Annotated in this window: 26 protein-coding genes and 1 tRNA gene; 13 read left to right on the top strand and 14 right to left on the bottom strand. The window is 64.5% G+C overall.

The genetic code is table 11. From position 1 onward, the window contains the following. Positions 1 to 11: 11 nt before the first annotated feature. Positions 12 to 578, top strand: a complete 567-nt coding sequence (locus HHL14_RS02875) for a lysozyme inhibitor LprI family protein (RefSeq protein WP_169496049.1) — start codon at positions 12 to 14, stop codon at positions 576 to 578. An 85-nt stretch (positions 579 to 663) separates the two neighbouring features. Here the strand turns inward: HHL14_RS02875 and HHL14_RS02870 are convergent, their stop codons facing one another. Continuing rightward, positions 664 to 1,023, bottom strand: coding sequence for a helix-turn-helix domain-containing protein (locus HHL14_RS02870; protein ID WP_169496048.1), 360 nt, complete (start codon positions 1,021 to 1,023; stop codon positions 664 to 666). Positions 1,024 to 1,084: 61 nt separating this feature from the next. Continuing rightward, entirely contained in the window at positions 1,085 to 2,521 is a 1,437-nt protein-coding gene (locus HHL14_RS02865) for an aminotransferase-like domain-containing protein (RefSeq protein ID WP_169496047.1), read from the bottom strand. A gap of 211 nt (positions 2,522 to 2,732) precedes the next feature. On the opposite strand from HHL14_RS02865, the gene HHL14_RS02860 reads away from it, so the two are divergent. Then, positions 2,733 to 5,090 (top strand): FdhF/YdeP family oxidoreductase, encoded by a 2,358-nt coding sequence (locus tag HHL14_RS02860; protein ID WP_169496046.1) that lies wholly within the window; start codon positions 2,733 to 2,735, stop codon positions 5,088 to 5,090. Positions 5,091 to 5,150: 60 nt separating this feature from the next. Here the strand turns inward: HHL14_RS02860 and HHL14_RS02855 are convergent, their stop codons facing one another. Then, positions 5,151 to 5,660: a M48 metallopeptidase family protein gene (locus HHL14_RS02855; RefSeq protein ID WP_169496045.1), complete on the bottom strand. Its 510-nt coding sequence runs from the start codon at positions 5,658 to 5,660 to the stop codon at positions 5,151 to 5,153. Between the two features lie 303 nt (positions 5,661 to 5,963). On the opposite strand from HHL14_RS02855, the gene HHL14_RS02850 reads away from it, so the two are divergent. Further along, the gene (locus HHL14_RS02850) at positions 5,964 to 6,251 is read left to right on the top strand and encodes a hypothetical protein (RefSeq protein WP_169496044.1); all 288 of its coding nucleotides are present in this window, start codon (positions 5,964 to 5,966) and stop codon (positions 6,249 to 6,251) included. 152 nt (positions 6,252 to 6,403) lie between these two features. Here HHL14_RS02850 and HHL14_RS02845 read toward each other — a convergent pair whose 3' ends face one another. The 5 genes from HHL14_RS02845 to HHL14_RS02825 all read right to left on the bottom strand — a co-directional run bounded on the left by HHL14_RS02845 (position 6,404) and on the right by HHL14_RS02825 (position 10,886). After that, positions 6,404 to 7,282: a Tll0287-like domain-containing protein gene (locus tag HHL14_RS02845; RefSeq protein ID WP_169496043.1), complete on the bottom strand. Its 879-nt coding sequence runs from the start codon at positions 7,280 to 7,282 to the stop codon at positions 6,404 to 6,406. A 110-nt stretch (positions 7,283 to 7,392) separates the two neighbouring features. Beyond that, positions 7,393 to 8,259, bottom strand: coding sequence for a hypothetical protein (locus HHL14_RS02840; RefSeq protein ID WP_169496042.1), 867 nt, complete (start codon positions 8,257 to 8,259; stop codon positions 7,393 to 7,395). Between the two features lie 515 nt (positions 8,260 to 8,774). Continuing rightward, positions 8,775 to 9,920, bottom strand: a complete 1,146-nt coding sequence (locus HHL14_RS02835; protein WP_169496041.1) for a caspase family protein — start codon at positions 9,918 to 9,920, stop codon at positions 8,775 to 8,777. A gap of 19 nt (positions 9,921 to 9,939) precedes the next feature. Next, positions 9,940 to 10,284 (bottom strand): effector-associated constant component EACC1, encoded by a 345-nt coding sequence (locus tag HHL14_RS02830; protein WP_169496040.1) that lies wholly within the window; start codon positions 10,282 to 10,284, stop codon positions 9,940 to 9,942. Positions 10,285 to 10,801: 517 nt separating this feature from the next. Then, a tRNA-Leu gene (locus tag HHL14_RS02825) sits at positions 10,802 to 10,886 on the bottom strand. Positions 10,887 to 11,139: 253 nt separating this feature from the next. Here HHL14_RS02825 and HHL14_RS02820 point away from each other — a divergent pair. From HHL14_RS02820 to HHL14_RS02785, 8 genes are all read left to right on the top strand, one after another. Beyond that, a complete protein-coding gene (locus tag HHL14_RS02820) occupies positions 11,140 to 12,210 on the top strand; it encodes a LacI family DNA-binding transcriptional regulator (protein WP_169496039.1) in 1,071 nt (356 codons plus the stop codon). A 315-nt stretch (positions 12,211 to 12,525) separates the two neighbouring features. Continuing rightward, on the top strand, positions 12,526 to 13,530 hold the full coding sequence (locus tag HHL14_RS02815) for an ABC transporter substrate-binding protein (RefSeq protein WP_206002190.1): 1,005 nt from the start codon (positions 12,526 to 12,528) through the stop codon (positions 13,528 to 13,530). Beyond that, positions 13,527 to 14,351, top strand: coding sequence for an ABC transporter permease (locus tag HHL14_RS02810; RefSeq protein ID WP_169496038.1), 825 nt, complete (start codon positions 13,527 to 13,529; stop codon positions 14,349 to 14,351). The genes HHL14_RS02815 and HHL14_RS02810 overlap by 4 nt, the downstream gene beginning before the upstream one ends. A 50-nt stretch (positions 14,352 to 14,401) precedes the next feature. After that, positions 14,402 to 15,343 carry an ABC transporter permease gene (locus tag HHL14_RS02805; protein ID WP_230412891.1) on the top strand — a complete coding sequence of 314 codons (942 nt, stop codon included), beginning with the start codon at positions 14,402 to 14,404 and terminating at the stop codon, positions 15,341 to 15,343. Next, positions 15,340 to 16,395: an ABC transporter ATP-binding protein gene (locus HHL14_RS02800; protein ID WP_169496036.1), complete on the top strand. Its 1,056-nt coding sequence runs from the start codon at positions 15,340 to 15,342 to the stop codon at positions 16,393 to 16,395. Before HHL14_RS02805 ends, HHL14_RS02800 begins: the two co-directional genes overlap by 4 nt. Before the next feature lie 55 nt (positions 16,396 to 16,450). Beyond that, positions 16,451 to 17,275: a phosphodiesterase gene (locus HHL14_RS02795; RefSeq protein ID WP_169496035.1), complete on the top strand. Its 825-nt coding sequence runs from the start codon at positions 16,451 to 16,453 to the stop codon at positions 17,273 to 17,275. Positions 17,276 to 17,439: 164 nt separating this feature from the next. Continuing rightward, the gene (locus HHL14_RS02790; RefSeq protein ID WP_169496034.1) at positions 17,440 to 18,642 is read left to right on the top strand and encodes an MFS transporter; all 1,203 of its coding nucleotides are present in this window, start codon (positions 17,440 to 17,442) and stop codon (positions 18,640 to 18,642) included. Continuing rightward, a complete protein-coding gene (locus tag HHL14_RS02785; RefSeq protein WP_230412890.1) occupies positions 18,639 to 19,019 on the top strand; it encodes a DUF1493 family protein in 381 nt (126 codons plus the stop codon). The genes HHL14_RS02790 and HHL14_RS02785 overlap by 4 nt, the downstream gene beginning before the upstream one ends. 148 nt (positions 19,020 to 19,167) lie before the next feature. Here the strand turns inward: HHL14_RS02785 and HHL14_RS02780 are convergent, their stop codons facing one another. The 5 genes from HHL14_RS02780 to HHL14_RS02760 all read right to left on the bottom strand — a co-directional run bounded on the left by HHL14_RS02780 (position 19,168) and on the right by HHL14_RS02760 (position 21,847). Then, the gene (locus tag HHL14_RS02780) at positions 19,168 to 19,599 is read right to left on the bottom strand and encodes a response regulator (protein ID WP_169496032.1); all 432 of its coding nucleotides are present in this window, start codon (positions 19,597 to 19,599) and stop codon (positions 19,168 to 19,170) included. Positions 19,600 to 19,619: 20 nt separating this feature from the next. Continuing rightward, positions 19,620 to 20,252 (bottom strand): response regulator, encoded by a 633-nt coding sequence (locus HHL14_RS02775; protein WP_169496031.1) that lies wholly within the window; start codon positions 20,250 to 20,252, stop codon positions 19,620 to 19,622. 338 nt (positions 20,253 to 20,590) lie between these two features. Then, positions 20,591 to 21,136 (bottom strand): ferritin-like domain-containing protein, encoded by a 546-nt coding sequence (locus tag HHL14_RS02770; RefSeq protein ID WP_169496030.1) that lies wholly within the window; start codon positions 21,134 to 21,136, stop codon positions 20,591 to 20,593. A 234-nt stretch (positions 21,137 to 21,370) separates the two neighbouring features. Then, entirely contained in the window at positions 21,371 to 21,532 is a 162-nt protein-coding gene (locus HHL14_RS02765) for a DUF1328 domain-containing protein (protein WP_006052455.1), read from the bottom strand. A 138-nt stretch (positions 21,533 to 21,670) separates the two neighbouring features. After that, a complete protein-coding gene (locus HHL14_RS02760; protein ID WP_090805380.1) occupies positions 21,671 to 21,847 on the bottom strand; it encodes a DUF1328 family protein in 177 nt (58 codons plus the stop codon). Positions 21,848 to 21,887: 40 nt separating this feature from the next. On the opposite strand from HHL14_RS02760, the gene HHL14_RS02755 reads away from it, so the two are divergent. Both HHL14_RS02755 and HHL14_RS02750 read left to right on the top strand, forming a co-directional pair. Further along, the gene (locus tag HHL14_RS02755) at positions 21,888 to 23,573 is read left to right on the top strand and encodes a sensor histidine kinase (RefSeq protein WP_169496029.1); all 1,686 of its coding nucleotides are present in this window, start codon (positions 21,888 to 21,890) and stop codon (positions 23,571 to 23,573) included. Between the two features lie 241 nt (positions 23,574 to 23,814). Further along, positions 23,815 to 23,952, top strand: coding sequence for an entericidin A/B family lipoprotein (locus HHL14_RS02750; RefSeq protein WP_169496028.1), 138 nt, complete (start codon positions 23,815 to 23,817; stop codon positions 23,950 to 23,952). A 309-nt stretch (positions 23,953 to 24,261) separates the two neighbouring features. Here HHL14_RS02750 and HHL14_RS02745 read toward each other — a convergent pair whose 3' ends face one another. Further along, on the bottom strand, positions 24,262 to 25,059 hold the full coding sequence (locus HHL14_RS02745) for a DUF4397 domain-containing protein (RefSeq protein ID WP_169496027.1): 798 nt from the start codon (positions 25,057 to 25,059) through the stop codon (positions 24,262 to 24,264). Positions 25,060 to 25,173 lie beyond the last annotated feature (114 nt).

Raw genomic sequence — 25,173 nt, 5'->3', positions numbered from 1 at the left:
GCCGGGACCCCATGAACCTTTTCCGCCCACTTCTGCTCGCCGCACTGCTGCTCGCGCCGCCGTACGCCGACGCGACGAGCTTCGACTGCCAGCGCGGCCGCTCGCCGACCGAACGCCTGATCTGCGGCGACCCGGCGTTGTCCGCGCTCGACGACACGCTGGGCCAACTCTACTGGAAAGCGCGGCGTCGGGTCGCCCAGCGCCGCGCCTTTATCGACGACAGCGACAGCAAATGGACGTGGCGCGAAGCAAACTGTCGCGATACCGGGTGTTTGCTGGCATGGTATGCGACACGCATCGACGAATTGCAGCAGTTGCTGGCGAGCTTGCCGATGGGCACGCGCCACGCGGTGCCGTCGACCGGCAACGATGCGCGCGCGCTGCAATGCACGGCCGCCAATCCGGGTCTTGTTGTCAATGAGCAATGTGCGAGCGTGATTGGGCAACGTGGCGGTCAATGGACCTATCGGCTGGCGGGGAGCGACTGGTTTTGTGGCATGGCGACGCTAGACGCGCGAGACACGTCGGCGGCGGCTGCTGCCGATGCGGAAATTCAGGCGAGTGCTGGACGTTATTAGGAGCGGTGGTGGGCGGTGGTTTATCCAGCTCGCAAGCCCAAACGGAAACAACGCCGCCATGAGCCGGCGCCAGGTGAAACGCGTATCAGTGCACGCTCGGCGGCGGCTCTGAACCATCGCCGGCGACACCCGCGCCGCCCTCCCCCTCGTCACCGTCATCCAGGCCAACCACGCCCTCCCCGCCATCGCCGAACAGCTCCGCGCACAGCGCCTCGCCGACCTCGCTGAGACTGGCGACGCCGGTGCCATCCTCATTGACCCGCGTATTCACCAGACCGCCGTCCGCGAGCGCCGTCAACTGCCGCCGCAAGCTGCTCATCGGTACGCCCGACTGCTTCGACAGCTTCGCGAGCGACCACTCACGCCCCGGCGACTCGCGCTGCGCGCGCCACAATTGCGCGAGGATCGCGACAAGCTGCGGATCGAAGTCATCGTCGTCATTCATGCAGGTCTCCTCGTTCGCTTGCGTTCATATCCAGCAATCCAGCCCATCCATCTGCCCAACCTCACGCCATCGCCGTCACCAGCTCGCCGAGCGTCTTCAGCGCGGCCTCCGCCTGCGCGATCCACGGATAGCTGTAGTTGAGGCGGATGAAGTGTCGATAGTCGTTGCGCGTCGAAAACATCATGCCCGGCCCGACCGTGATGCCGCGCGCAAGCGCCGCCTGATACAGCCGCATCGCATCGACCCGCGCTGGCAGTTCGACCCACAGCACGTAGCCGCCTTGCGGCGTCGACACGCGCGTGCCGACCGGAAAGAAGCGCAGCACCAGCGCGCTCATGATGCTCGCCTGCTGCCGGTACACGCGGCGCAAGTGCCGCAGATGACGATCGTAGCCGTCCTGGCGCAAATAATCGGCAAGCGCGACCTGCGGCACCGACGGCGTCGTCAGCGTGTTCAGGAATTTCAGCTTCTCGAACTGCGCGCGATAACGCCCCGGCAACGCCCAGCCGATCCGGTACGACGCGCTCAGGCTCTTCGAAAACGACGCACAGTGCAGCACGAGGCCGTTTTTATCGAAGGTCTTCAGCGTCGACGGCCGCGTGTCGCCGAAATAAAGCTCCTGGTAGACGTCGTTTTCGATCGCCGGAATCTCGTGCGCGGCGAGCAGCTCGACCAGTTGGCGCTTGCGCTCGTCGGACATGCAAAAGCCGAGCGGATTCTGGAAGTTCGGCATCACCATGCAGGCGGCGATCTTCTGCCGTGCGATCACCGTGGCGAGCGCGTCGATGTCGATGCCGTCGACCGGATGCGTGGTCACCTCGATCGCGCGCATGCCGAGACGCTCGATCGCGTGCAGCATCGCGTAGTAGGTCGGCGACTCGACCGCGACCGTGTCGCCCGGCTTCGCGACCGCCTGCAGGCTCAGGTTGATCGCCTCGGTCGCGCCGAGCGTGATGACGATCTCGCCCGGATCGACCGGCAGGCCGTTTTCCGCGTAGCGCCGCGCGATCTGCCGGATCAACTCCGGATTGCCGGGCGGCAGATCGTCGATCAGGTTCCAGCTCGCGTGCCGCCGCGCGATCGCGTTCGCGTACTGGTTGATGCGCCGCCACGGGAACAGCGACGGATCTGGATACGGCGAGCCGAACGGCACGGCGTCGTGCGCGCGGATGCTGCGCAACGTCGACAGCACCAGCCGGCTCACGTCGACGGTGGCCGGCGCCGGTTGCGGCGGCGTGGACTTGCGGCCCGCGCGCGTCGCGGCGGACGCCGGCGCGAGCGCCTTCGCAGCCGCGTCGCGCACGAAATAGCCCGACTGCGGCCGCGTCTCGACGATGCCGCGGCTCTCCAGCAACGCATACGCGTGCAGCACGGTCTTGATGCTGACGCCGTGCTGCTGGCTCGCCTGACGCACCGACGCAATCCGCTCGCCGGCCGCGAATACGCCGCGGCGCACGGCTTCGGTAATTTCGTCGGCGAGTTTTTCGTAGAGTTTCACGGCTGGCGGGATGGATCGGCGGTGGGTCGAACGAATTGGATGAAGCGGATGAAGCGGCGTCGGGTCGGCACACGCCCGAATGTGCGGTCGCGCCGTTGCGCAACTGTACTCCTGTTCTTTCCGGTTTTCTGTATCCGATGTGCTTTGAGGAACACAGTAGGCTAGCGATCATCGGCTCGCCAAGCCCTCGCGTTCCATCCATTGCCACCTCATGAAGAACCACGAAGTCCGCGCTGAATCCAGCCCCGAAGCCCGCATCGAGCCGTACAAGCACCCCGCCGCCGGCTGGGGGGCGCTCAAATACGTCGCGCTCAACCTGCTCAAGGAAAAGGTCGCGGGCGGCAACTACCGCACGCTGCTCAAGCAGAATCAGCCCGACGGTTTCGACTGCCCCGGCTGCGCGTGGCCAGATCGCGAGCACGCGTCGACGTTCGAGTTCTGCGAGAACGGCGTGAAAGCGGTGGCCGCCGAGGCGACCGGTAAGCGCGTGACGCCCGCGTTCTTCGCGGAGCACAGCGTCGCCGAGCTGATGACGCAATCCGACTTCGAACTCGAACAGCACGGCCGGCTGACCGATCCGCTCGTCTACGATGCGCTGCGCGACCGCTATGTGCCGATCGGCTGGGACGAAGCGTTCGAGCTGATCGCGAGTCATCTGAAGCGCCTCGACGATCCGGACCGCGCCGCGTTCTACACGTCGGGCCGCGCGAGCAACGAAGCCGCGTTCCTGTATCAGCTGTTCGTGCGCATGTACGGCACCAACAACTTCCCCGACTGCTCGAACATGTGTCACGAGGCGACCAGTCGTGGCCTGCCGCACACGGTCGGCATCGGCAAGGGCACGGTCACGCTCGACGATTTCGAACACGCGGATACGCTGCTGATCTTCGGTCAGAATCCGGCCACCAACCATCCGCGCATGCTCGGCGAACTGCGCGAATGCGCGAAGCGCGGTGCGACGATCGTGTCGATCAATCCGCTCAAGGAGCGCGGGCTTGAGCGTTTCGCGAGCCCGCAGCACGCGCTCGACATGCTGTCGCCGAACGGCACGAAGATCAGCTCCGTGTTCATCCGCCCGAAGGTCGGCGGCGATTTCGCGTTGATCAAGGGCGTCGCCAAACGCGTGATCGAACTCGACGACGAAGCGCTCGCGTCGGGCCTCGCGCGCGTGCTCGACGTCGACTTCATCGCCGAACATACGGTCGGCTTCGACGCGTTCGCCGACGATCTGCGCGCCGAGCGCTGGGACACGATCGTCGCCGAAGCAGGCGTGCCGCTCGACGACGTGCTGAAACTCGCCGACATCTACGTGAAGGGGCGCGCGGTGATCTCGACGTGGGGCATGGGCCTCACGCAGCACAAGAACTCGGTCGCGACCGTGCAGTTGCTGTCGAACCTGATGATGATGCGCGGCAATATCGGCCGGCGCGGCGCGGGGCTGTGCCCGGTGCGCGGCCACTCGAACGTGCAGGGCGACCGCACGGTCGGCATCGAGGAAAAGCCGACCCAGGCGTTTCTCGACAAACTCGGCGCGACCTACGATTTCGAGCCGCCGCGCGAACACGGGCTCGACGTCGTCAACACGATTCAGGCGATGCTCGACGGCAAGGTGAAGGTGTTCATCGGTCTCGGCGGCAACTTCTCGATCGCGACACCGGACACGCCGCGCACGTGGGACGCGATGCGCGCATGCGATCTGACCGTGCACGTGACGACGAAGCTCAACCGCAGCCACCTCGTGCACGGCCGCGACGCGCTGATCCTGCCGACCCTCGGGCGTACCGAAATCGACCTGCAGAACGGCGTGGCGCAAGGCGTCAGCGTCGAGGACTCAATGAGCATGGTGCACATCTCGTACGGGATGAACAAACCGGCGTCGGATAATCTGCTCTCCGAAGTAGCGATCGTCGCGCGCATGGCGCAGGCGACGCTCGGCAGCGGCAAGGTCGACTGGCTCGCGCACGCGGCGAACTATGCGCTGATTCGCGACGGCATCGCGAAGGTGATCGACGGGTTCGACGACTACAACGAGCGCCTGAAGAAACCCGGCGGCTTTCACCTCGGCGTGGCGTCGCGCGATCGGGTGTGGAAAACGCCGAGCGGCAAGGCGCAGTTCATCGCGCACGCGATCGCGCTCGACACGCCGATTCATCTCGCCCGCCAGCAATACGGCGAGCGCCTGATGACGCTGATGACCACCCGCTCGCACGATCAGTACAACACGACGATCTACGGTCTCGACGACCGCTATCGCGGCGTCTATGGACAACGGCGCGTGCTGTTCGCCAATCCGGACGATCTCGCGATGCTGGGTTTCGCGGCCGGTCAACGCGTGGACATCACCAGCGTGTGGGCCGATGGAGTCGAGCGACGCGTGGACGGCTTTCTGCTCGTCGAGTACGACATTCCGCGCGGCTGCCTCGGCGCTTACTATCCGGAGACGAATCCGCTGGTGCCGCTGTCGTCGGTGGCGGATGGCGCGGGGACGCCGACGTCGAAGTCGATTCCGGTGCTGTTGACGGCATCGGCGGTGGAAGCTGCTACGGCGGCGGTGGCCGTGGCGCTTTGAAAACTTGCTGTTGGAGTTTGACTGCCTGCTGGTGCGCCATGCGCGTACCGACGACCTACGTCAGGCGGTTTTCTTCGTCAGGTCGCGATGCGTCAGATACAGACGCAGGTCGAACTCGATCTGGTGGTAGCCCGGTTGCATGAACTCGCACAGACGATAAAACGCCTTGTTGTGATCGCTCTCTTTCAGATGGGCGAGTTCGTGCACGACGATCATCTTCAGAAATTCCGGCGCGGTCGCCTTGAATAGCGACGCGATGCGGATTTCCTTCTTCGCCTTCAGTTTGCCGCCCTGCACGCGCGAAATGCTCGTGTGCAGGCCGAGCGCATGACGCACGACGTCGAGCTTGCTGTCGTAGGTGACCTTGTCGATCTGCTCGGCGCTGCGCAGATGCTCGCGTTTAAGCTCCGCGCAGTACGCGTACAGCGCGCGGTCGGTTTGGACCTCGTGCGTGTTCGGATACTTCTGCGCGAGATAGGGACCGAGCTGATCGGTCGCGATCAGCGTTCGCACCTTGTCTTGAAGTGGTGCGGGGTAGCCGGTGAGGTATTTGAGGTTGAGAGACGACATAGCGGTTGTTCGGTTGTTGGACCGAATGTTACTCGACCTTACTCGAGCCCAGGCTCGCGGCACATTTAAACAGAAGCGCAGCGCGTACCGTGAGCGCCAGCAACGCGGGCGTTCGTCAAACGTGTGAGCCAATTGGGCGAAGTCCTATATCTACCATACGGACACGATGCTAAAACCGGAACTCCGCCACAACGCGATGCTGATTTGAATAACCCTAAGCCGCATGCAACGAAGAATGTTTAAACCTATGATGTCACCGCCTGGCAGCAAACTAAAAACATATAACCGGGTTGAAGTGCAGTGATGCGCCGCATTGTGTGGTGGCTCGCCTCATTTGCCGTCTGGCTCGTCATGGGCCATCTGCTCACCTCGGCGCTCCTGAATATTTCGTGGGATATCCCGCTATGGCTGCAGCACGGCACCGAGTGGGCAATACGCAAGATGGAAAGTCCCGACTATCTCCCCGATGCCGCCGACATCGACAGTATGTTGGCCCTGCTCCTATTCGTCGTCGCGCATCTGATCTCCGCAGCAGGGGTTGTGCCGGCAAGCGTCATTGCGTGGCAACGTGCTCAACGAAATCCGAAATAACTCTGTCCGAGCGGTGGGAATAATAACCAGAGGCCACAATCACCCCTGACTCCCCCTCTCATCACTGATAGTCGAGCGTATCGACGACCTTGGTGACTTTCCAGTCACCGTCGAACTTGCGCAAAAACGTCAACCCGCCCAACCATCACGCCCTACGATTCCCGCATCCTCAACGCATCAACCAGCCGGTTTTTCAGCCTCTCAAACGACACCGCGAGCGACGCAATTTCGTCACCGCCGCGCGTCGGGAACGATGCGGCATCGAGTTTCCCGCGACTGGCCTCGTCGAGCGCGCGCGACAACGCACCGAGCCGCTTCGTCACCAGAAAATGCACGGTCAGATTCAGCGCGACCAGCACGCATGCGAACACCACGGCAAACGACACCATGAACGTGCGCCAGACGCCCCTCGCCTGCTCCAGCGGCAACACCATCGGCACGGACACGAACTGCGCGCCGATCGTTTCGTGTAAGGGCCAGTCGAACCCGTTCGCCGGCCCATATTTGTCCAGCACAGTGCTCGGCGCGGCCGATGGCGAGCCGTGGCATTCGAGGCAAGCACCCGAGTCGATCCGGGTCGGCCGCGCGATGTAAAGACTCGGGCCCCATGGCGTGGCGCGCTCGCCAGTCAACTCGGGCAACTCGGGATGATCGTGCAGGCGACGGATCACGTCGTTCTCCCAGTCCGTCGCGCGGTCGCGCGGATTGGTCGGATTGAGCATCGCGTGCTTATACGAGAAGCCCCGAAATTTCTTCTGGATTGCGAGCAGGCTCTCGGTTGCGGAATACGCGGGAATCGACTGCGGGACGAACGTATATTTAATCTGCGTGGAAAGCAGCGGCGTCACCTGTTCGGCGGTGTAGTTGTGCACCGCGGTGGCCGCCTCGATCATCAGACTCGCGTCGCGCATCGTCGTGCGTGCGGCGTTTTCCTGCAGTACCCGGTCGGCCACGACGCCGGTCGCGACGAATCCCGCCCCGAACACGACGAGGAAGACCAGATTGAATTTCAGGGTCAACGACAGATTCATGGCTGCTCCCCATCATTAACGTGCAAGAATCTCGACGCTTAGCGCCGCAGGGGCGGCTTCAATACGGCTTCAATACGGCTTCAATGCGGCTTCAATTCACCCCAGTGCGTTCAATGCGCATCGACATCACCCGATGTCGTTTCATTCTGGTACTCGGTGTCGACGCCACTTCCGCTGCCCGCTTCCGGCGACGCCTGAGCGCGCCTCTTGCGCGCCACCGTCGACGCGCGCGGCGGCGGGTGAAGAACTGGACGCCATTCCGGCAGATCGCTTGAATGCGCGTCGACCTCCGCGCGAAAGGACGCCGATCCGAGCCGCGGAGCAAAGCGCCTGACGAACGTCTCCCGTTCGCTCACGCTGCTCGTGAGCCAGTCGGACACGTCCGCGAAATCGACCGCGCGCAGCGGCGCCGGAAGTTCGTGCCGGCTCTGCAGCCGCCCCGCCTGTCCAACGAGAGGATCCCGGAAGACCGGCGGCATACCGCGCACGAACTCCACGGAGGGGCGCGGTTGCACGCGCGGCAGTTCGTCGGCATTCAACTCGAGGTACTGACCGGCGCGAAGCGTTCGTTCAGGCTGCGGGGCGGGAGCGCGCGCCGCAATCGCGTCATCGCCGGTCTCGGCGAAGAGTCCGGCACGGTGGTCGGTCACCATTGCGACGACCGACCACGCACGACCGCCTGCGGGCTCGATCGTCAGTCCGCGAAATTCGAGCGAAAGCGGAAATTGCCGGGCCACGCCCACCGCAGAGCCGGCCTTGAGCCAACCGTTCAACATTGCAATCCGCACCGGTCCTGCCGCGGCAGGCTGCTGTGCCGACGTCGTTCGCAACAGAACCCGCGTTCGCGGCCCAAGCGCGATCAGCGTGCCGGCACCGTCCTCGAGTTGCGCGGCTTGTCCGGCGTCCGTTTCGACGATGTCGTCGTCGCGCAGATTCGTGCCCGCCCCCGTTCGATACAGAAACGCGCCGCGAATCACCGACACCGGACTTTCGGCGAAAGTAATCACCATGTCCGCATAAGCGCACGACACCACCGACACAAAAACCACCAATACGCTGCCCGTGCGTGCACGCTGAAATGCCGCCGCAAGGATTGGAAGGAAACGATAATCGGATGGCATTATCAGCGTCCGTTACGACGGTGTTTTTCTCACTGTTTTCGACGACACAATGAGTTGTTTTAAGTGTCTCACCGTCAGTCGTCGCCTCATAATCTGTTTACCCGAATATAAAGCTTAAGCGAGCGTGAAACGACCTATATCGCCGATGTCGCCTGAGTCACTGTAACTGGCTCGCACCCATACGCCAGCGGATTATGAAGATTGGCGGAAATCGACTTAGGCACGCTCCAATCCGGAGAAACAGCATTGAAAGTCAATCGACAGAAAATGGATGATGTCGTTGATTATTAATTATTGACTAACGCCATAACGGCCACCTGGACCAGGGAGCGCGAACTCATTCACGGCGAAACGACGAAAGAGACAACCGGTTAGAAATGCCCACTGACGAGAATAATATATGCCATCGCCAGCGCGATAAAAAACAGGAATGAGACAAGTATATTGAGCACGAATTTTGAACGGGCATGTTGCGTTGCCTCGGATACGCGCCGATTATCCTGCCGGTATTCGCTCTGCGCGCGCGCCTGCGGGTCCGCCTGTCGGCCGTCGCCCTGCGCCACAGCCCCGGCTTCATGCTGAAGGCGCTCGGACTTCGCTTGCGCCATCGGCGTTTCGTGTCCGGCTGCCGCGCGGACCTCGTCGTCGGCCGGCTCGAACTTCACCGTCGCCTCGCCACGAAACGCGCGGTTTGGGAAAACCTTGATACGCGTCAGGTCACCCTGCTTCGCATTCACCTGATGGAGCACCGGACGGGGCGCGTGGGCGCCGAAGCCCAGTACCATCCGCTCGAACGCGGCATCGCGGACGTCCGCGAAAGACAGTTCGGCGGGATAGCCATCGGCGCCCTCGCGCAGCACATCGAGCATCGCGCCTGAAAACAGCGTGATTCTGGCATTGGGCGGTCCGATCGACACTTCGCCGATCGGGCTCGAGCACATGAGCAAGGTGCCGCGTCGCGGTTCGTCGTCGCCGAGATCCCTGGCGGCGGTCGCGGCAATGGCCTGCTCCAGCGACGCCGACATGCCGATGAATTCAAGCGCGGCCGCCTCGGAAAAGCAGCAATCGAGCACGACGATCCGGCGCTGTTGAGGAGCGGCAACCTTGAGCACCCTGGCGAGATCCGCGGCCCGGATGCCGGTCTCCGACTCCATGCCGCGATGACTGCTGCGCACCAGCAGCGACAGATGCCCCTGCTCGTCCGTCTGGCCATGCCCGACGTAGTAGACAAGAACATCCGCCACCGGACGGCCTTCGTCGCGACGCTCGCGAAGCAGCACATCGAACGTGTCTCTGAGCCGCGCGAGCTGTTCGCCGGCGGGCGCCGGATCGTCGAACAGATCCAGCACGAGTGCAGGGTCGAGACCGAGGCCCGCGCTGTCGATCAGATAGCGCACGAACTCCTTGCCCGCCCGCAGAAAAGCCGGCGCGCGTCCCAGTCCGGCCCCGCTCCAGTCGTGGGAGCCGAGAACGACGGCCGCCGTCGATTCGGCGGCAAGGAAGCGGGACGCCTGCACGGTCCGATTCTCCGCCGCGTCAACTTCGGATGATCTCGGCGATCCTGACGGCCGCTTCCGCGTCGACGCCCGCCACCACCGCTTTCACACTGCCCGAGCCGGGATCGAGTTCGATGGTGATCGACGCGCCCTTGCGCGCCCGCAGCCACGCGGCGATCCCTTGAGCGATGGCGAGCGTCGCGCCGGATGCGGTCAGTGCGGTTACGATCGTGCCGAGATCCATGGTGGCCTCGTCGACCTTCTGACGATCGACGTCCTGCACCTGCTCGATCTCTCTGAGCATGTCCGCTAACGCCTGGCTTGCCTGCCCGGCCGTAGCCGCGTCTTCGGCCGCGACCAGAAAGCGGTAACGTTGCTTGTCCATGCATGACTCCCTTCGATGGTTGAAAAGAGCGAGGTTCGCAGCATCGGAAACGCTATCTGCCCCAAGGCCGCGGTCATTACGGGCATTGTTCGCTCGCCGCGAGCCGTTGTCCATGAGGTTCGACGAAACGGCCACACAGACAGCGCGCCGCGTCACGCAAGCGCGGTTGCTTCGTTAGCCGGCAACAGCCAAAGCATGGCGATATCGACCTGTCCAATCAGATCAGGTTAGCGGATGGGGGAAAGCGGATGCCCGAGGCGTTCCGATTGTGTTGAAAAAGACTGGCTTTAGTCGGAGACGTGGGAGCCGGTGGCGCGCTTTCGAGTCGTGGCGCTCGATGTCGCGGCGAACTTGAATAGGACGACGATCTGCGCTTTGCGTCATCCATGTCATGCCCGTCATTCGCGCATGGCAGACTGTATGCAGGCATCTTCGCAATTCGCCTGGTTTCCTTGCGCGGCGGCAGGGATATTGCGAGTGCTCTTGCAGTTCTTTGCGGCAACCATTGCGGTAACGCTGGTGCCGGGGATCGGACTCGAACCGACAAGCCGTGAGGCGGCGGATTTTAAGTCCGCTATGTTTACCAATTTCATCACCCCGGCGGGGGGGCGCTAGCGCGCGTGGACGCGAATTCTACCATTGCCTCGCGAGGGCACCAAAGAACGCTCGTATATCGCGAATTACAGCGCTGATCCAGTCACGCTCCGATGGAGCGAACCTCGTCACGCACGCCGCCACCCACCCGGCTGTTGATCCAGCGCCGCCCCTCCCTACCTCCCCCACCCCAGTCATCCCCAGGTCACAAACCTTACCCATAATCCGCTCACGAAAACGTTTACAGCGGACCGCCAACCGATGACGCCGACCATCAAGGATGTCGCCGCCCACGCGGGCTTTTCCATTGCGACGGTATCGCGCTCGATCAACGCGCCGCACACCGTGAACCCCGTTACGCTCGACAAGGTGCGTCAGTCGATCGACGCGCTGAACTTTCGTCCCAGCCCGCTCGGCCGGCAATTGCGCGGCGAGCGTACGCGTCTGATCGGCGTGATCCTGCCGACGCTCGCCAATCCCGTGTTCGCCGAATGTCTGCAAGGCATCGACGAACTCGCCTCTGCGCAGGGCTATCGGCTGATGCTGATGACCACGCAGTACGACGTCGAGCGCGAACGTCACGCGATCGAAACGCTGCGCGAGCATCGCGTCGAAGGGCTGATCCTGACCGTCGCCGATGCCGACGCGCATCCGCTGCTCGACGAACTCGACCGCGCCGGCCTGCTCTACGTGCTGATGCACAACGACACGATGCGCCGGCCGTCGGTGTCGGTCGACAATCGTCTCGCCGCCTACGACGGCGTGCGCCGACTGATCGCGCAAGGCCATCGCCGCATCCTGATGCTGGCCGGCTCGTTCGCCGCGTCGGACCGCGCGCGGCAGCGTCATCTCGGCTATAGCGAGGCGATGCAGCAGGCCGGACTCGTGCCCGCGCCCGCGCTCGAAGTCGACTTCAACGCGGACGAACTCGCGCCGTCGGTGCTCGCGCATCTGACGCACGGCGCGAATCGTCCGACCGCGCTCTTCTGCAGCAACGATCTGCTCGCGATGGTCGTGATGCGCGGTCTGCGTCGCGCGCGTCTGCGCATTCCGCAGGATATGTCGATTCTCGGCTTCGACGGTCTCGCGATGGGTGAGCTGCTGTCGCCGCCGCTCGCGAGCATCTGCGCACCGAATCGCGAGATCGGCTGCGCGGCATGGCAACGGTTGCTGACGCGCATCGGCGGCGATGACGACACGTGCGGTGCGACGCCCCTCGCATTGACCTTGCCGCACAGCGTGCGCGAAGGCGCGACGATCGCGGCGCTGGGAACGATCGAAGCATCGACCGATCGCGATGGTCCGCTGACCGCAGCGAGGCCCTACGCGTGAACCATATCGGCCTGCGAAAGCGCATGCAATAACGACGGCACTGAAGCCGGCAGCATGCGCGGTCCGCGCTTCGCATACACCGCCGGCATCTCGAACACGGCTCGCGCTATCCACCCGACCCACCTCACGCGCCAACACACAACGCAGCACTAGCACCCACGCCAACGCAACCCAAAACCACCCGCTCTCTTCCGCCTCAGGAGACCCGCAGTGATCCGCACACTTTCACGTTTCGCGTCGCCGCTCAAGCCGCTGAAGCCGCTCAAACCATTCAAGCCACTCTGGCAAAAACTCTCACACGCCGCCACAACCGCGCTGCCGGCGAGCCTGCTCATCGCCGGCGCGGCACTCGTCACGCTCGCACCGCAAGCCGCGCGCGCCGACGAAACCGCGATCTGCTACAACTGCCCGCCCGAGTGGGCCGACTGGGCAAGCCAGATCAAGGCGATCCAGCAGAAGACCGGCATCCGCATGCCGTTCGATAACAAGAACTCCGGGCAATCGATCGCGCAACTGATGGCCGAACAGAAGAGCCCAGTCGCCGACGTCGTCTATCTCGGCGTGTCGTCGGCGTTCCAGGCGAAGGATAAGGGCGTGATCCAGCCGTACAAGCCCGCGCACTGGGACGACATCCCCGCCGATCTGAAAGACCCGCAGGGCTACTGGTTCACGATCCATTCGGGCACGCTCGGCTTCTTCGTCAACAAGGACGCGCTCGAAGGCAAGCCGGTGCCGCGCTCGTGGGCCGATCTGCTGAAGCCCGAATACAGGGGGATGATCGGCTACCTCGATCCGTCGAGCGCGTTCGTTGGTTATGCCGGCGCGGTCGCGGTGAATCAGGCACTCGGCGGCACGCTCGATAACTTCGAGCCGGGCCTCGACTGGTTCAGGAAGCTCAAGGCCAACGCGCCGATCGTGCCGAAGCAGACCGCGTATGCGCGCGTGCTGTCCGGTGAAATTCCGATCCTGCTCGACTACGACTTCGACGCGTATCGCGCGAAGTACAAGGATCACGCGAACGTCGAATTCGTGATTCCGAAGGAAGGCACGATCTCGGTGCCGTACGTGATGAGCCTCGTGAAGGGCGCGCCACACGACGCGAACGGCAAGAAGGTGCTCGATTTCGTGCTGTCCGACGAAGGCCAGAAGCTGTGGGCGCAAGCGTATCTGCGGCCGGTGCGCGCGAGCGCGATGAGCGCCGACACGGCCGCGAAATTCCTGCCCGCGAGCGAGTACGCGCGCGCCAAACCGGTCGACTTCGCGAAGATGGCCGAGAAACAGTCGAGCTTCGGCGAGCGCTATCTGCAGGTGATGCATTGAACGACGTCACGTTCCCGCTGCGCTGGCGCGTGGCGTTGCTCGCGCCGGCGCTCGTGGTGTTCATCGCGTTCTGGCTGCTGCCGATGGGCGCACTCGCGCAGCTCTCCGGCGGCGGCCACGCGTTCGCAACCTATCGCGCGATGCTGACGAATCCACGCTACATGTCGAGCCTCGGCGCGACCGTGGTGCTGTCGGCGGCGGTCACGGCGGCGACGCTGGTGCTCTCCGTGATCGCCGGTTTGTTGCTCGCGCGCCGCGAGTTCGCGGGCAAGCGCACGCTGCTCGCGCTGCTGACGTTTCCGCTCGCGTTTCCGGGCGTCGTGGTCGGCTTCATGGTCATCATGCTCGCTGGGCGACAAGGGTTGATCGGCGCGCTGTCGCTGAAACTCGCGGGCGAGCGCTGGGTGTTCGCGTATTCGATGAGCGGGCTCTTTCTCGGCTATCTGTACTTCTCGATTCCGCGCGTGATCGTCACCGTGATGGCGTCGGCGAGCAAGCTCGATGCGTCGCTCGAAGAAGCCGCGCGCTCGCTTGGCGCGTCGCCATGGCGGATTCTGCGCGACATCGTGTTGCCGGCACTGTCGCCAGGACTGATCGCGGCGGGCGCGGTGTGTTTCGCGACCGCGATGGGCGCGTTCGGCACGGCCTTCACGCTCGCCACCGACATCGACGTGCTGCCGATGACCATCTATACCGAGTTCACGCTGAACGCGAACATGGTGACGGCCGCGGGACTGTCGATCGTGCTCGGCATCGTCACGTGGGCGGTGCTGGCGGTGGCGCGCAGCGCGAGCGGCTCGGGCGTGGCGGCGAGCGCATGAACGGCACGTCGCCCGAACCCGGCGTTCGCGAACGGAACGACAACATTCCTATGAACTCGATCACCGCCTCCTCGCCCTCTTCGCCCTCTTCGCCCTCTTCGCCCTCTTCGCAGCCGGCAGCAGGACCGCGTGCGCGACGCGCGTGGCCCTCGTCGCGTGCGTGGCTTGCCGCCGGACAATGGTGCGTGACGCTGCTGCTGTGCGCGTTCCTGATCGTGCCGGTCGTGATGTCGATCGTCGCCGGGCTCACGGTCAATTACTTCAAGGGCGTGTCGAGCGGCCTCACGCTGCGCTGGCTCGTCGAAGTGTGGACGCAGTATCACGACTCGGTGTGGCTGTCGCTCGAAGTCGCGGCCGCCACGCTCGTCGTCACGCTGCTGACTGGCGTGCCGGCCGGCTACGTGCTCGCGCGCAGCAAGACGCGTTTCGCGCGCATCGTCGAGGAGTTTCTGGTGCTGCCGATCGCGCTGCCCGGCCTCGCGTCCGCGCTCGCGCTGCTGGTGATCTACGGCGGCTTCACCGCGTTCCGGATGAGCGCGATGTTTATCGTCGTCGGGCATGTGGTGTTCACGCTGCCGTTCATGGTGCGCGCGGTCGCGGCGATCTGCGCGAGCAGCGATCTGCGCACGCTCGAAGAAGGCGCGGCGAGCCTCGGCGCGAGCTTCTTCACGCGCTTCGTGACGATCGTGCTGCCGAATGCGCGGCCCGGGATCGTCGCCGGTGCGCTCGCGGTGCTCACGCTGTCGATCGGCGAATTCAACCTCACGTGGATGCTGCACACGCCCGATACGAAGACGCTACCGGTCGGCCTCGCCGATACCTACGCGTCGATGCGCATCGAGATCGGCAGCGCGTACACGATCCTGTTCTTCATCATGACGATGCCGCTGCTCGTCGCGATGCAATGGCTCGGCGTCGATGCGACCGGCCAGCGCAGCGCGTCGAAAAAGCGCCGCGCCGTCTCTTCCGCCAACGCCATCGACACGCGATGAAACTCACTTCCGTTCCCATCACGCTCACGCAATGCGCGAAGACGTTTCGCGGCACGCGCGTGCTCGAACCGCTGGATCTCGCCATCGACGCGGGCGAAACGCTGGTGCTGCTCGGGCCCTCCGGCTGCGGCAAGACCACCACGCTGCGATTGATCGCCGGCCTCGAAACGCCCGACGCGGGCGGCCGCATCGTGTTCGGCGACGACGACGTGACCGCGCTGCCGATCGAGAAACGCGCGGTCGGCATGGTGTTCCAGAGCTACGCGCTGTTTCCGAATCTGACCGTGCGCGGCAACATCGGCTACGGGCTGAAGATCCGCCGCACGCCGGCCGCGCTCGCGCGGCAACGCGTCGACGAACTGCTCGGCATGATGCGGCTTACCGCACACGCCGACAAACCGATCGATCAACTGTCCGGCGGCCAGCGTCAGCGCGTGGCGCTCGCACGCGCACTCGCGGTGCAGCCGCGCGTGCTGCTGCTCGACGAACCGCTGACCGCGCTCGACGCGCGGCTGCGCGACACCTTGCGCGGCGAGATGAACGCGTTGCTGCGCGAGCTCGGCATCACGACCGTCTACGTGACGCACGATCAGGCCGAGGCGATGGAGCTCGGCGACCGCATCGTCGTGATGAGCGCGGGGCGCATCGAGCAGATCGGCTCGCCGCGCGAGATCTACTATCGGCCGGCGAATCGCACGGTCGCGCAGTTCGTCGGCACGATCAACCGCCTTGCGGGCGAACCGCGCGACGGCATGCTGACCACGAGCGGCGGCGCCGTGCCGTTGCCCGCGCATGCGCACGCGTCGGCCGCCGCTGGCGGCACGCACGAGATTTTCTTCCGACCCGAAGACGCGCGCCTCACCGACCCAGCCGTCGCGCAGTTGCGCGGGAGGATCGAAAGCACCGCGTTTCTCGGTGAACGCACGCGTCTGACAATTGGCGGCGCCGCGCCGGAGCCGCTCGTCGTCGACGTGGCGGGCCGTATCGAACTCGCGCGCGGCACGCCGGTCGGCATCTCGATCGAGCAGGATGCGCTCATTGCACTATCTTAGGTAAAGACGGCGCCGTCTCGCGGCGCTCAACACGCAAGAATCCGAAGGATCTCTCATGCTGCTGGCTCAAATTAGCGACCTGCATATCAAGCAACCGGGCGTGCTCGCGTATCGCCGCGTCGATACCGCCGCCTATCTCGCACGCTGCGTCGACGCGCTCAATGCGCTCGTGCCGCGTCCCGACGCGGTGCTGATCACCGGCGACCTCGTCGATCAGGGCGACCCGCAACAGTACGCACACCTGAAGACGCTGCTCGCGCCGCTCGACCTCCCCTACTTCCTGATGGTCGGCAATCACGACGAACGCGATGCGTTGCGCGCGGCGTTTCCGGAGCACGAGGAGTTGCAAGGCGGCGGCGAGTTCGTGCAATACGCGCTCGACCTCGGCCCGCTGCGCGTGATCGCGCTCGATTCGCTGGTACCCGGCAAGAGCGGCGGCATGCTGTGCGACGCGCGGCTCGCGTGGCTCGGCGAACAGCTCGACGCGGCGCGCGGCAAGCCGGTGGTGGTCGCGCTGCATCATCCGCCGTTCGCATGCGGGATCGGGCATATGGATGAGATCCGCCTCGATCCGGCGGCGTCGGACAAACTCGCGGCGCTGATCGCGCGGCATCCGAACGTCGAGCGCGTGCTGTGCGGGCACGTGCATCGCTCGATGTTCGTACGCTTCGGCGGCACGATCGCGAGCGCGATCCCGGCGCCCGCGCACCAGGTCGCGCTCGATCTGCGCGAAGACGCGCCATCGGTGTTCGTGATGGAGCCGCCCGCGTACGCCCTGCATCGCTACGATCCGGCGACCGGCATCGTCACGCATCACGCGTATGTCGATGCGGCCGATGGGCCGTATCCGTTCTATGACGATGACGGGTTGATCGACTGAGCCCAAGGCTTGATGCCGTGCCTGGTGTCGTGCTCAGCGCCGTACTTAACGCCGCGCGAACCTCGCGCGGCCGGCCTCGCAAAGCACGAACCACGCCGCTCCGGTATGATCGGCACGCTTGAGGACCGCGCATGGGCCGGTCCGCCAATCTGCCTGCCTCTGTCATGTCCACACCCGACGCTTCCACTACCGCCACCTCCTCGCCCCGATCGTTGCGCAGCCTGTTGCTGCTGCTCGCGACGATCGCCGGTATCTCGGTTGCGAATATCTACTACAACCAGCCGCTGCTCGACAACTTCCGCCAGTCGTTTCCCGGCAGCGCGTCGTGGGTCGGCGCGGTACCGGCCGTCACACAGCTCGGTTACGCGGCCGGCATGCTGCTGCTCGCGCCGCTTGGTGACCGTTTCGACCGGCGTCTGCTGATCCTGCTGCAGATCGCCGCGATCTGCGTCGCGCTGATCGTCGCGGCCTCGGCGCCGACGCTCGCGGTGCTGATCGTCGCGAGTCTCGCCATCGGCGTACTTGCGACAATCGCGCAGCAGGCCGTGCCGTTCGCGGCCGAACTCGCGCCACCGGCCGAGCGTGGCCACGCGGTCGGCACCGTGATGAGCGGTTTGCTGCTCGGTATCCTGCTCGCGCGGACCGCGGCGGGCATCGTCGCCGAATACTTCGGCTGGCGCGCGGTATTCGGCGCATCGGTCATCGCGCTGCTGGCGCTCGCGGTCGTCGTGATTCTGCGTTTGCCGAAAAGCCAGCCGACCTCGACGCTGCCGTACGGCAAGCTGCTGGTGTCGATGTGGCATCTGGTGGCCGAGCATCGCGCGCTGCGCGAGGCGTCGCTGACCGGCGCGGCGCTATTCGCCGCGTTCAGCATCTTCTGGTCGGTGCTGGCGCTGCTGCTCGCGGGCACGCCGTTTCATCTCGGCCCGCAGGCGGCGGGGCTATTCGGTATCGTCGGCGCGGCGGGCGCGCTGGCCGCGCCGCTCGCCGGCAAGTTCGCCGACAGGCGCGGACCGCGTGCAATCATCACGGTGTCGCTGGTGCTGGTCGTGATCGCGTTCGTGATTTTCGGGGTGTCGGCAAAGAGCATTGCGGGGCTGGTGATCGGCGTGATCGTTCTCGACATCGGCGTGCAAGCCGCGCAGATTTCGAACCAGTCGCGCATCTACGCGCTGAAGCCCGATGCGCGCAGCCGCGTGAATACCGTGTACATGGTCGCGTATTTCATCGGCGGGGCGTTGGGCTCGGGCGTCGGCGCAATCGTATGGCCGATGTTCGGCTGGCTCGGCGTGAGCGTCGCGGGGATCCTGTTCGCTGGGCTCGGCGCGTGGAATCATTTGCGGCTGCCGGCGCGGGCGGGACATTGAGCGCTGCTTCGCCGGTCATGAACATGGGCAACACCTGGCGCGATCTCGAGCGCTTCATCCGCGCGATGCGCGCCCCCGCCCCGTTATCGCTCGACGACGCGCCGACCCGCGACATGGATCTGTATCACGATCTCGATTGGGAGCCGGCCCGAATCGTCGAGGTGATGCACGCGTGGGCCGAGCGCTTTCACGTGGACCTCGGCGATTTCGATGTGAGCTGGTACGTTCCATCGGCCAGGATGCGCAAACGCGACATCGTCGCGGCTGCGTTGAAATCGCCGTTTAGCGCCAGGGCGCGCGAGGCGCTCGGTGGCCACGCGCTCACGCTTGGCATGCTCGAAGAGGCGATGAAAAGCGGGGCGTGGAGAACGGAGTAACAGCGGGAGTAATAGTGGGAGCAACGGCGGGAGTCACGGCGGGAGTCACAACGAAACCAACAGCGGGCGCCGGAAGCAAAGCAGGACTAGAAGCCGGATCGGAAACCGCATCGAAAGCAGCACTCAAACCACCGCCCCTCTTCAGCGTTCACATTCCGCCGCCCCGCCCCGACGCATACTCCTGCAACGCATCCAGCACGCGGTCGAACTCGAACGATTTGTCGTAGAAGTGCCGCACGCCGTACTGCTCGCAGCGCGCACGATACGCCGGCAACGCGTGATTGGTCAGCACCGCCGCGAACATCGCATCGATCAGCCCCTCGCGCTGCAGATACGCGAGCACCGGTACGCCCGAACCCTGCTTCAGTTGCAGATCGACGATCACCGCGTCGAACGCTTCGTCGCCGAGCAACGCGATCGCCTGATCGGCGGAATCGGCGTAAGCGGCTACCTGCAACAACCCCGACGAATCGATCGCCTCGACGAGGCTGCGGCGAATTAGCGGCGAATCCTCGATCAGCAGCACGCGCAGCGGCGCGTGACTGTCTGATCCGGCAACAGGGTTCGGTTCGCTGTTCATCGGGCGATCTCGCTCGTCCATCATTCGATCAAGCCGTTCTTGATCGCGTAATAGGTCAGGTCCGCGTTGTTCGCGAGACGCATTTTCTCCAGCACGCGCGCGCGATATGTGCTGACTGTTTTCACCGACAGATGCAGTTCCTCCGCGATCTCGGTCGGCAACTGCCCGGCCGCGAGCTTGCGAAAAATCTGGAATTCGCGCTCCGACAACGCTTCATGCGGTCGGCCCGCGGCGGGCTTGTCGAGATTGTCGGCGAGCGTATCGGCGACCGCCTCCGACAGATAGCGATGCCCGCGCGCCACCGAACGGATCGCGCGCACGATCTCCTCGGGCTCGCAGTCCTTGTTCAGATAACCGTTTGCACCCGCGCGCAGCAGGTTGATCGCGTACTGGCTCTCCGGATAGCCGGACAGAATCAGCACGCCCTGTTGCGGGCGCACCTGCTTGATCACGCGCAGCGTATCGATGCCGTTCTTGTCCGGCATCGCGATGTCGAGCAGCACCACGTCGAACGCCTGCTCGCGCACGAGACCGATGGCTTCCTCGCCGGTGGCCGCCTCGGCCGCGACGCACATGTCCGGCTCGTCGGCGACGAACTGTCTGAAACCACCTCGAACGATCGCGTGATCGTCAGCTATCAGCACTCGAATCATCGGTTGGGTGTCCGTGCAAAGGGAATCGCTCCGAAGCAGACATTGTAATGAGCCGGGCAGCGGGGCGGACATGAACCCGGTCCACTGATCCGACCGGATACGGCGGTGCGCCGATTCGTGGCCGCGAAATAGCGCGAAATGGCGACGACGTGATGGCGCCGCGTCGCGCGCCGTGTTCATGTCTTCGCCGCGCATCGCGTCACGTTTGCGGCATCGGCACGCCAGTGCCTGATCGGTGTTCTCCCGGCGCTTCCTTGCCGGCGCCGGTCGCCACACCACCACCACACCGCCGTCCTGCCACACTACCCACGCATCGCTTCGCTGCGTTGCCCCACAGATCACTGCCGTCCTTCGAGCAGATCCGCCATATCGTCGGCATGCTCTTCCTCGACCGCGAGAATTTCCTCGAACAGCCGGCGCGTGGTCACATCCTTATCGCCCAGATAACGGACGATCTCGCGATACGTATCGATCGCGATGCGCTCCGCGACCAGGTTCTCGCGAATCATGTCGGTCAGATCGGTGCCTTCCTTATATTCCGAATGCGAGCGCGCACCCAGCCCCTGCGGCGCGAAATCCGGTTCGCCGCCGAGTTGCACGATGCGCTCGGCGATGCGGTCGGCGTGTTCCTGCTCCTCGCTCGCATGCTCGGCGAACTCGGCGGCGACCGCTTCCGAGTTGATGCCCTTCGCCATGAAGTGATGGCGCTTGTAGCGCAACGTGCAGACGATCTCGGTGGCAAGCGCATCGTTGAGCAGCTTGAGCACCGTGTCGAGGTTCGCGCTGTAGGTCTGCGTGACCGGGCCGTCCGACATATGCTTGCGCGCGTCCTCGCGGATCTTCTTGATGTCCATCACGAACGTGTCGCCAGATTGCTTCGTCATCGAACTTCTCCTTTATCCGGTATTGGGGGGAACCGCGCACCAGCACGAATCGCGCCCGATGCGCTGCCAGGGAAATGACGGCGTACGTCGAACGCGGGCGTTTTCAGGCGGACCATTCAAACGCCGCGCTCGCGCGTTGCCTTGTTTTTGCCTTATCGACTGCTATCTGCCAATGACGTACCTCGCTGCCTCGCCCGGGTCGCCTTCATGCACACTCGCGCGTCCATGTACAACCTACGTTCGAAACACGCCGAGCAGCAACGTGACGACGAACACGACGAGGAAGATGTAGAACAGGATCTTCGCGATTTCGGCTGCCCCGGCCGCGATGCCGGTAAAGCCGAACACGGCGGCAATGATCGCGATCACGAAGAACACGATGGCATAGTGAAGCATGACGTTTCTCCCTTTTTGTTGGCCTGCGTTGTTGGTCTGCGTATGACGCGAGAAGCAAGCCGCTCGCCCGCCACCTCATTGCACCGACGGGAGCGGCGGCCGATACGGCAACGCGCCGCACTAATCGACCTGATCACGCTAATCGATCATCTTCTTGGTCACCACGAAGCCGAGCACGAGGAACACCACGCACAGCACGACGAACACGAAGAACAGAAACTTCGCGATAGCCGCCGCGCCGGCCGCGATGCCAGTAAAGCCAAGCAGGCCGGCAATCACGGCCACGATCGCAAAGAACAGGGCCCACTTCAACATGATGGCGTCCTCCCGGAACAGTGAATGAACGATCACGTTCATGCTATCGACACCCATCGGCGCGCGCATTCCGACGCTCGCCGTTTTTCGTGTGAGAATCCGCTTACATTGGATTACGACGGCGTTACGCGGGCTTGCTTGCGCGGCATCGCGCGCGTTAGTCTCGCGCCAGAACGACGCCGCGCTCGACGTAGTCGACGTGCGCAAGGGGCCCGACGTGGCCAAAGTCCTCACCAGGGAGCCAAACGTGTCGAATGTGCAGAACCCGCCGCCAGTCCGCCGCCGCTGGAGCGCGGCGACACTTGCCGAGTGGATGCGCAACCGCAGTTGGGCAATCGCGATGACGGTGGCGATCGTCATCACGGTGGGCGGTCTCGTGATTCTCGAAACCGCGCGCCAGCGCATTACCGCCGAATACGAAACCGCGCTCGAAGCACGCGACGTGACCGTGCAATTGAGCACGCTAGCGAGCGACCTGTCGCGCCTCGACTCGCAGCAAAACCAGTTTCTTCTGACAAAGGACGATGCGTCCGCGCACGCGTTCTGCGCGAGCGCCGCGCGCATTCGCGAGCACACGCGGCAACTGGAGCGCTTCTATCGCAGCGCTCACGCGGACAGCGCGGAGCTCGCGAGCTTCACGCAAATCCTCGCGCTGATCGACGCGCGCATCGGTGCGGGCGCCGCCGCGTTGCAGCACGCGGCGCCGCAACCGCTCGATCTGGCCGCGTGCGGCCCGCCAGGCGACGTCAATCCAGCCGACGCGTCGCTGATCGATAACACGCTCACGCTGCTGCGCGACAACGAGGAGCGCCGCGCGCAGCACGCGCTCGCCGCGAGCCGCGCCGATCAGCGGCTCTCCACGCTGTGCGCGGCCGGGCTGTCGGCGCTGAATATCGTGCTGTTCATCCTGCTGTTTCGCAATCTCGGCATCCAGATCGACCGGCAGGCGCGCGCGCAGCGTCAACTGATCACGCAGCAGGAAGAACTCGACCAGCTCGTCGAGGAGCGCACGCGCCAGCTCGAAGCGCTCGGCTGGCATTTGCAGGCGGTCAGCGAAAACGAAAAGACCCAGCTCGCGCGCGAGTTGCACGACGAACTCGGCGCGATCCTGACCGCGTGCCGGATGGACGTCGCGTGGGCGCGTCGCAAGCTGAAGGACAGCGAGCCCGAACTCGCCGACAAGCTCAAGCGCGCGCTCGCCAATCTCGACCAGGGCATCGCGCTGAAGCGCCGCATCATCGAGGACATGCGCCCGACCGTGCTCGCCAATTTCGGGCTCGTCACCGCGCTGCGCACGCTCGCCGACGAAGCCGCGCAGCGCAACAACTGGATGCTCGAACTGCATCTGCCCGCCGACGACATCCAGCTCGACGAGCAGACCGAGATCGCGCTCTTTCGCGTCGCGCAGGAATCGCTGACGAACGCGGCGAAGTACGCGCGGGCATCGAAGGTACAGATTGCGTTGCGGGTCGGCGACGGCGAGGTCGCGCTGCATATCGCCGATAACGGTGTGGGCATCATGCCGGCCGATCTGAAGCGCACGCACACGCACGGCCTGCTCGGCATGCGTCAGCGCGTGGCGGCACACGGCGGGCGCTTCGAGATTCGCCGCGGCGCGCAGAGCGGCACCGATATCGACGTCGTGATGCCGAGCGCGAGCACCGCGACGCCATCGGTCGATCTGCCGCCCGCGAATTCGACCACGGTCTGGTCGAGCCAGGCTTGAGGCCCGTCCCGATCCCCGCCCGGCAAGGCTTCGCGGCGATGCCACTTAACCGTTGTAGGAGTGCGCCGACGCAAACACCGGAGCCCGCCTACAACAAAATCGCGGCGCGGCCGACAGCGCCGCCCCCGCCCTTTTTTTACCATGCAATCAGGCCGGTTCGAGACCGGATCGAAACCTGATCGACGGGCATGGCCCCGGTCGGACGACATCAACCGATGCATTCTCGACAAGGAGAACTTTCATGACTCGACTGATCGCTTTGCTTCTGCTCGCAGGAACCGCCATGCTCGCCGCCGGTTGCAACACGATGGCGGGGGCCGGCGAAGACATCTCGAAGGGCGGCAATGCCATCACGAACTCGGCGGAAAAGGCAAAATAGGCGAATAAGCGTTAAGCGCCGAAAGGATCGGTGGTCGCCCGCCGCGCAATGTCGCGGCGGGCTTTTTTATGTCCGTCGTATGCGGTGCTTTTGCGCACGTTACCGACGCAAATTACCGACCGCCCCAACAGGTCCCAAACAGAACGGCGAGCCACTCGCGTGGCTCGCCGTTCTGCCCTCCCTGGCTGCCTGATTTTTCTGTCTGATCTGACGGAATCGTTGTTCAACTCATCGCACTTCCGCCGTGCGTCCGCGCAATGACGCGGACGCACGGCGGCCCGCGTCGTCACACCCGGCTATCGACCGGCCTCACTGTCCCGTCAGCGTATTCGACAGTTCGATGCTCGGCGTGCTGGTGTTGCCGTTCTGCGCGATCAGCAGATGAATCTGCCCCGGCACGAGCTGGCTCAGCGCGCCCGCGATCGGCACCGACGTAATCAGCCAGTCGGCATTGTTCGCGAGCGAGAACGAGTCCGACTGGAAGATCGGCGTCTTGCTGCCGGCCGCCGTCGCGATCAGCACGTACTGGCCGCCCGATACGTAGATCGAATCCTGGCCGCTCGCCGGCACCGCATTCTTGAACGACACACCGGCCATCGTCGGCGATACGCTCGTGATGTTGGTGTTGCTTGCCTGCACCAGATACAGATCGAGGTTCGTCGCGTTCGCCGACGCGTTGAAGCCACGCACGCGCGCGCTATTGGACAGCAGGCCCTTGTCGAACGGATCGTCGATCAGGCCGATGTCCGAGCCGGTCAATGCCGGCAGCGCCAGCACCGTGTATTCGTGGCCCTTCGCGACATCGGGGAAGTTGCCGCTCGCGAGCGCGGTCGTCGAACCGGTGGCCGCATAGGCGACGTTGGTCGAACCCGTGTTGATATTCGTGAGATTGGTCACGCCTTTATAGGAGATATTGGTCTGCCCGGAAGGCGCGCTGCCGTTGACGAGGAAGTCGACCGCGGGACCGCCCGGAATCGCGTGGATGAAGTGGATCTGGGGATTGGTCAGCCCCAGCTCCTTGCCGACGTCGCTGCCGCCTCCGCCGCCGCACGCACTCAGGATCGATGCAACCGCAACGACGGCGGTCATGGTTCGGATCATTTTCATTGTGTTCACCTGTCTCGATGTCGGGCGCTGAGCCCATCGCCCATTGATATGTGAGCAACCGTCGCGAGGCGCGCGGTGACTCCCTCCCATCCGTGCCGCACGGCGCGCCCGCCT

The organism is Paraburkholderia antibiotica (assembly GCF_012927125.1).
Classification (GTDB): domain Bacteria; phylum Pseudomonadota; class Gammaproteobacteria; order Burkholderiales; family Burkholderiaceae; genus Paraburkholderia; species Paraburkholderia antibiotica.
Note: the sequence above shows the minus strand (reverse complement) of the source record. Positions and strands in the feature narration are given on the sequence as shown.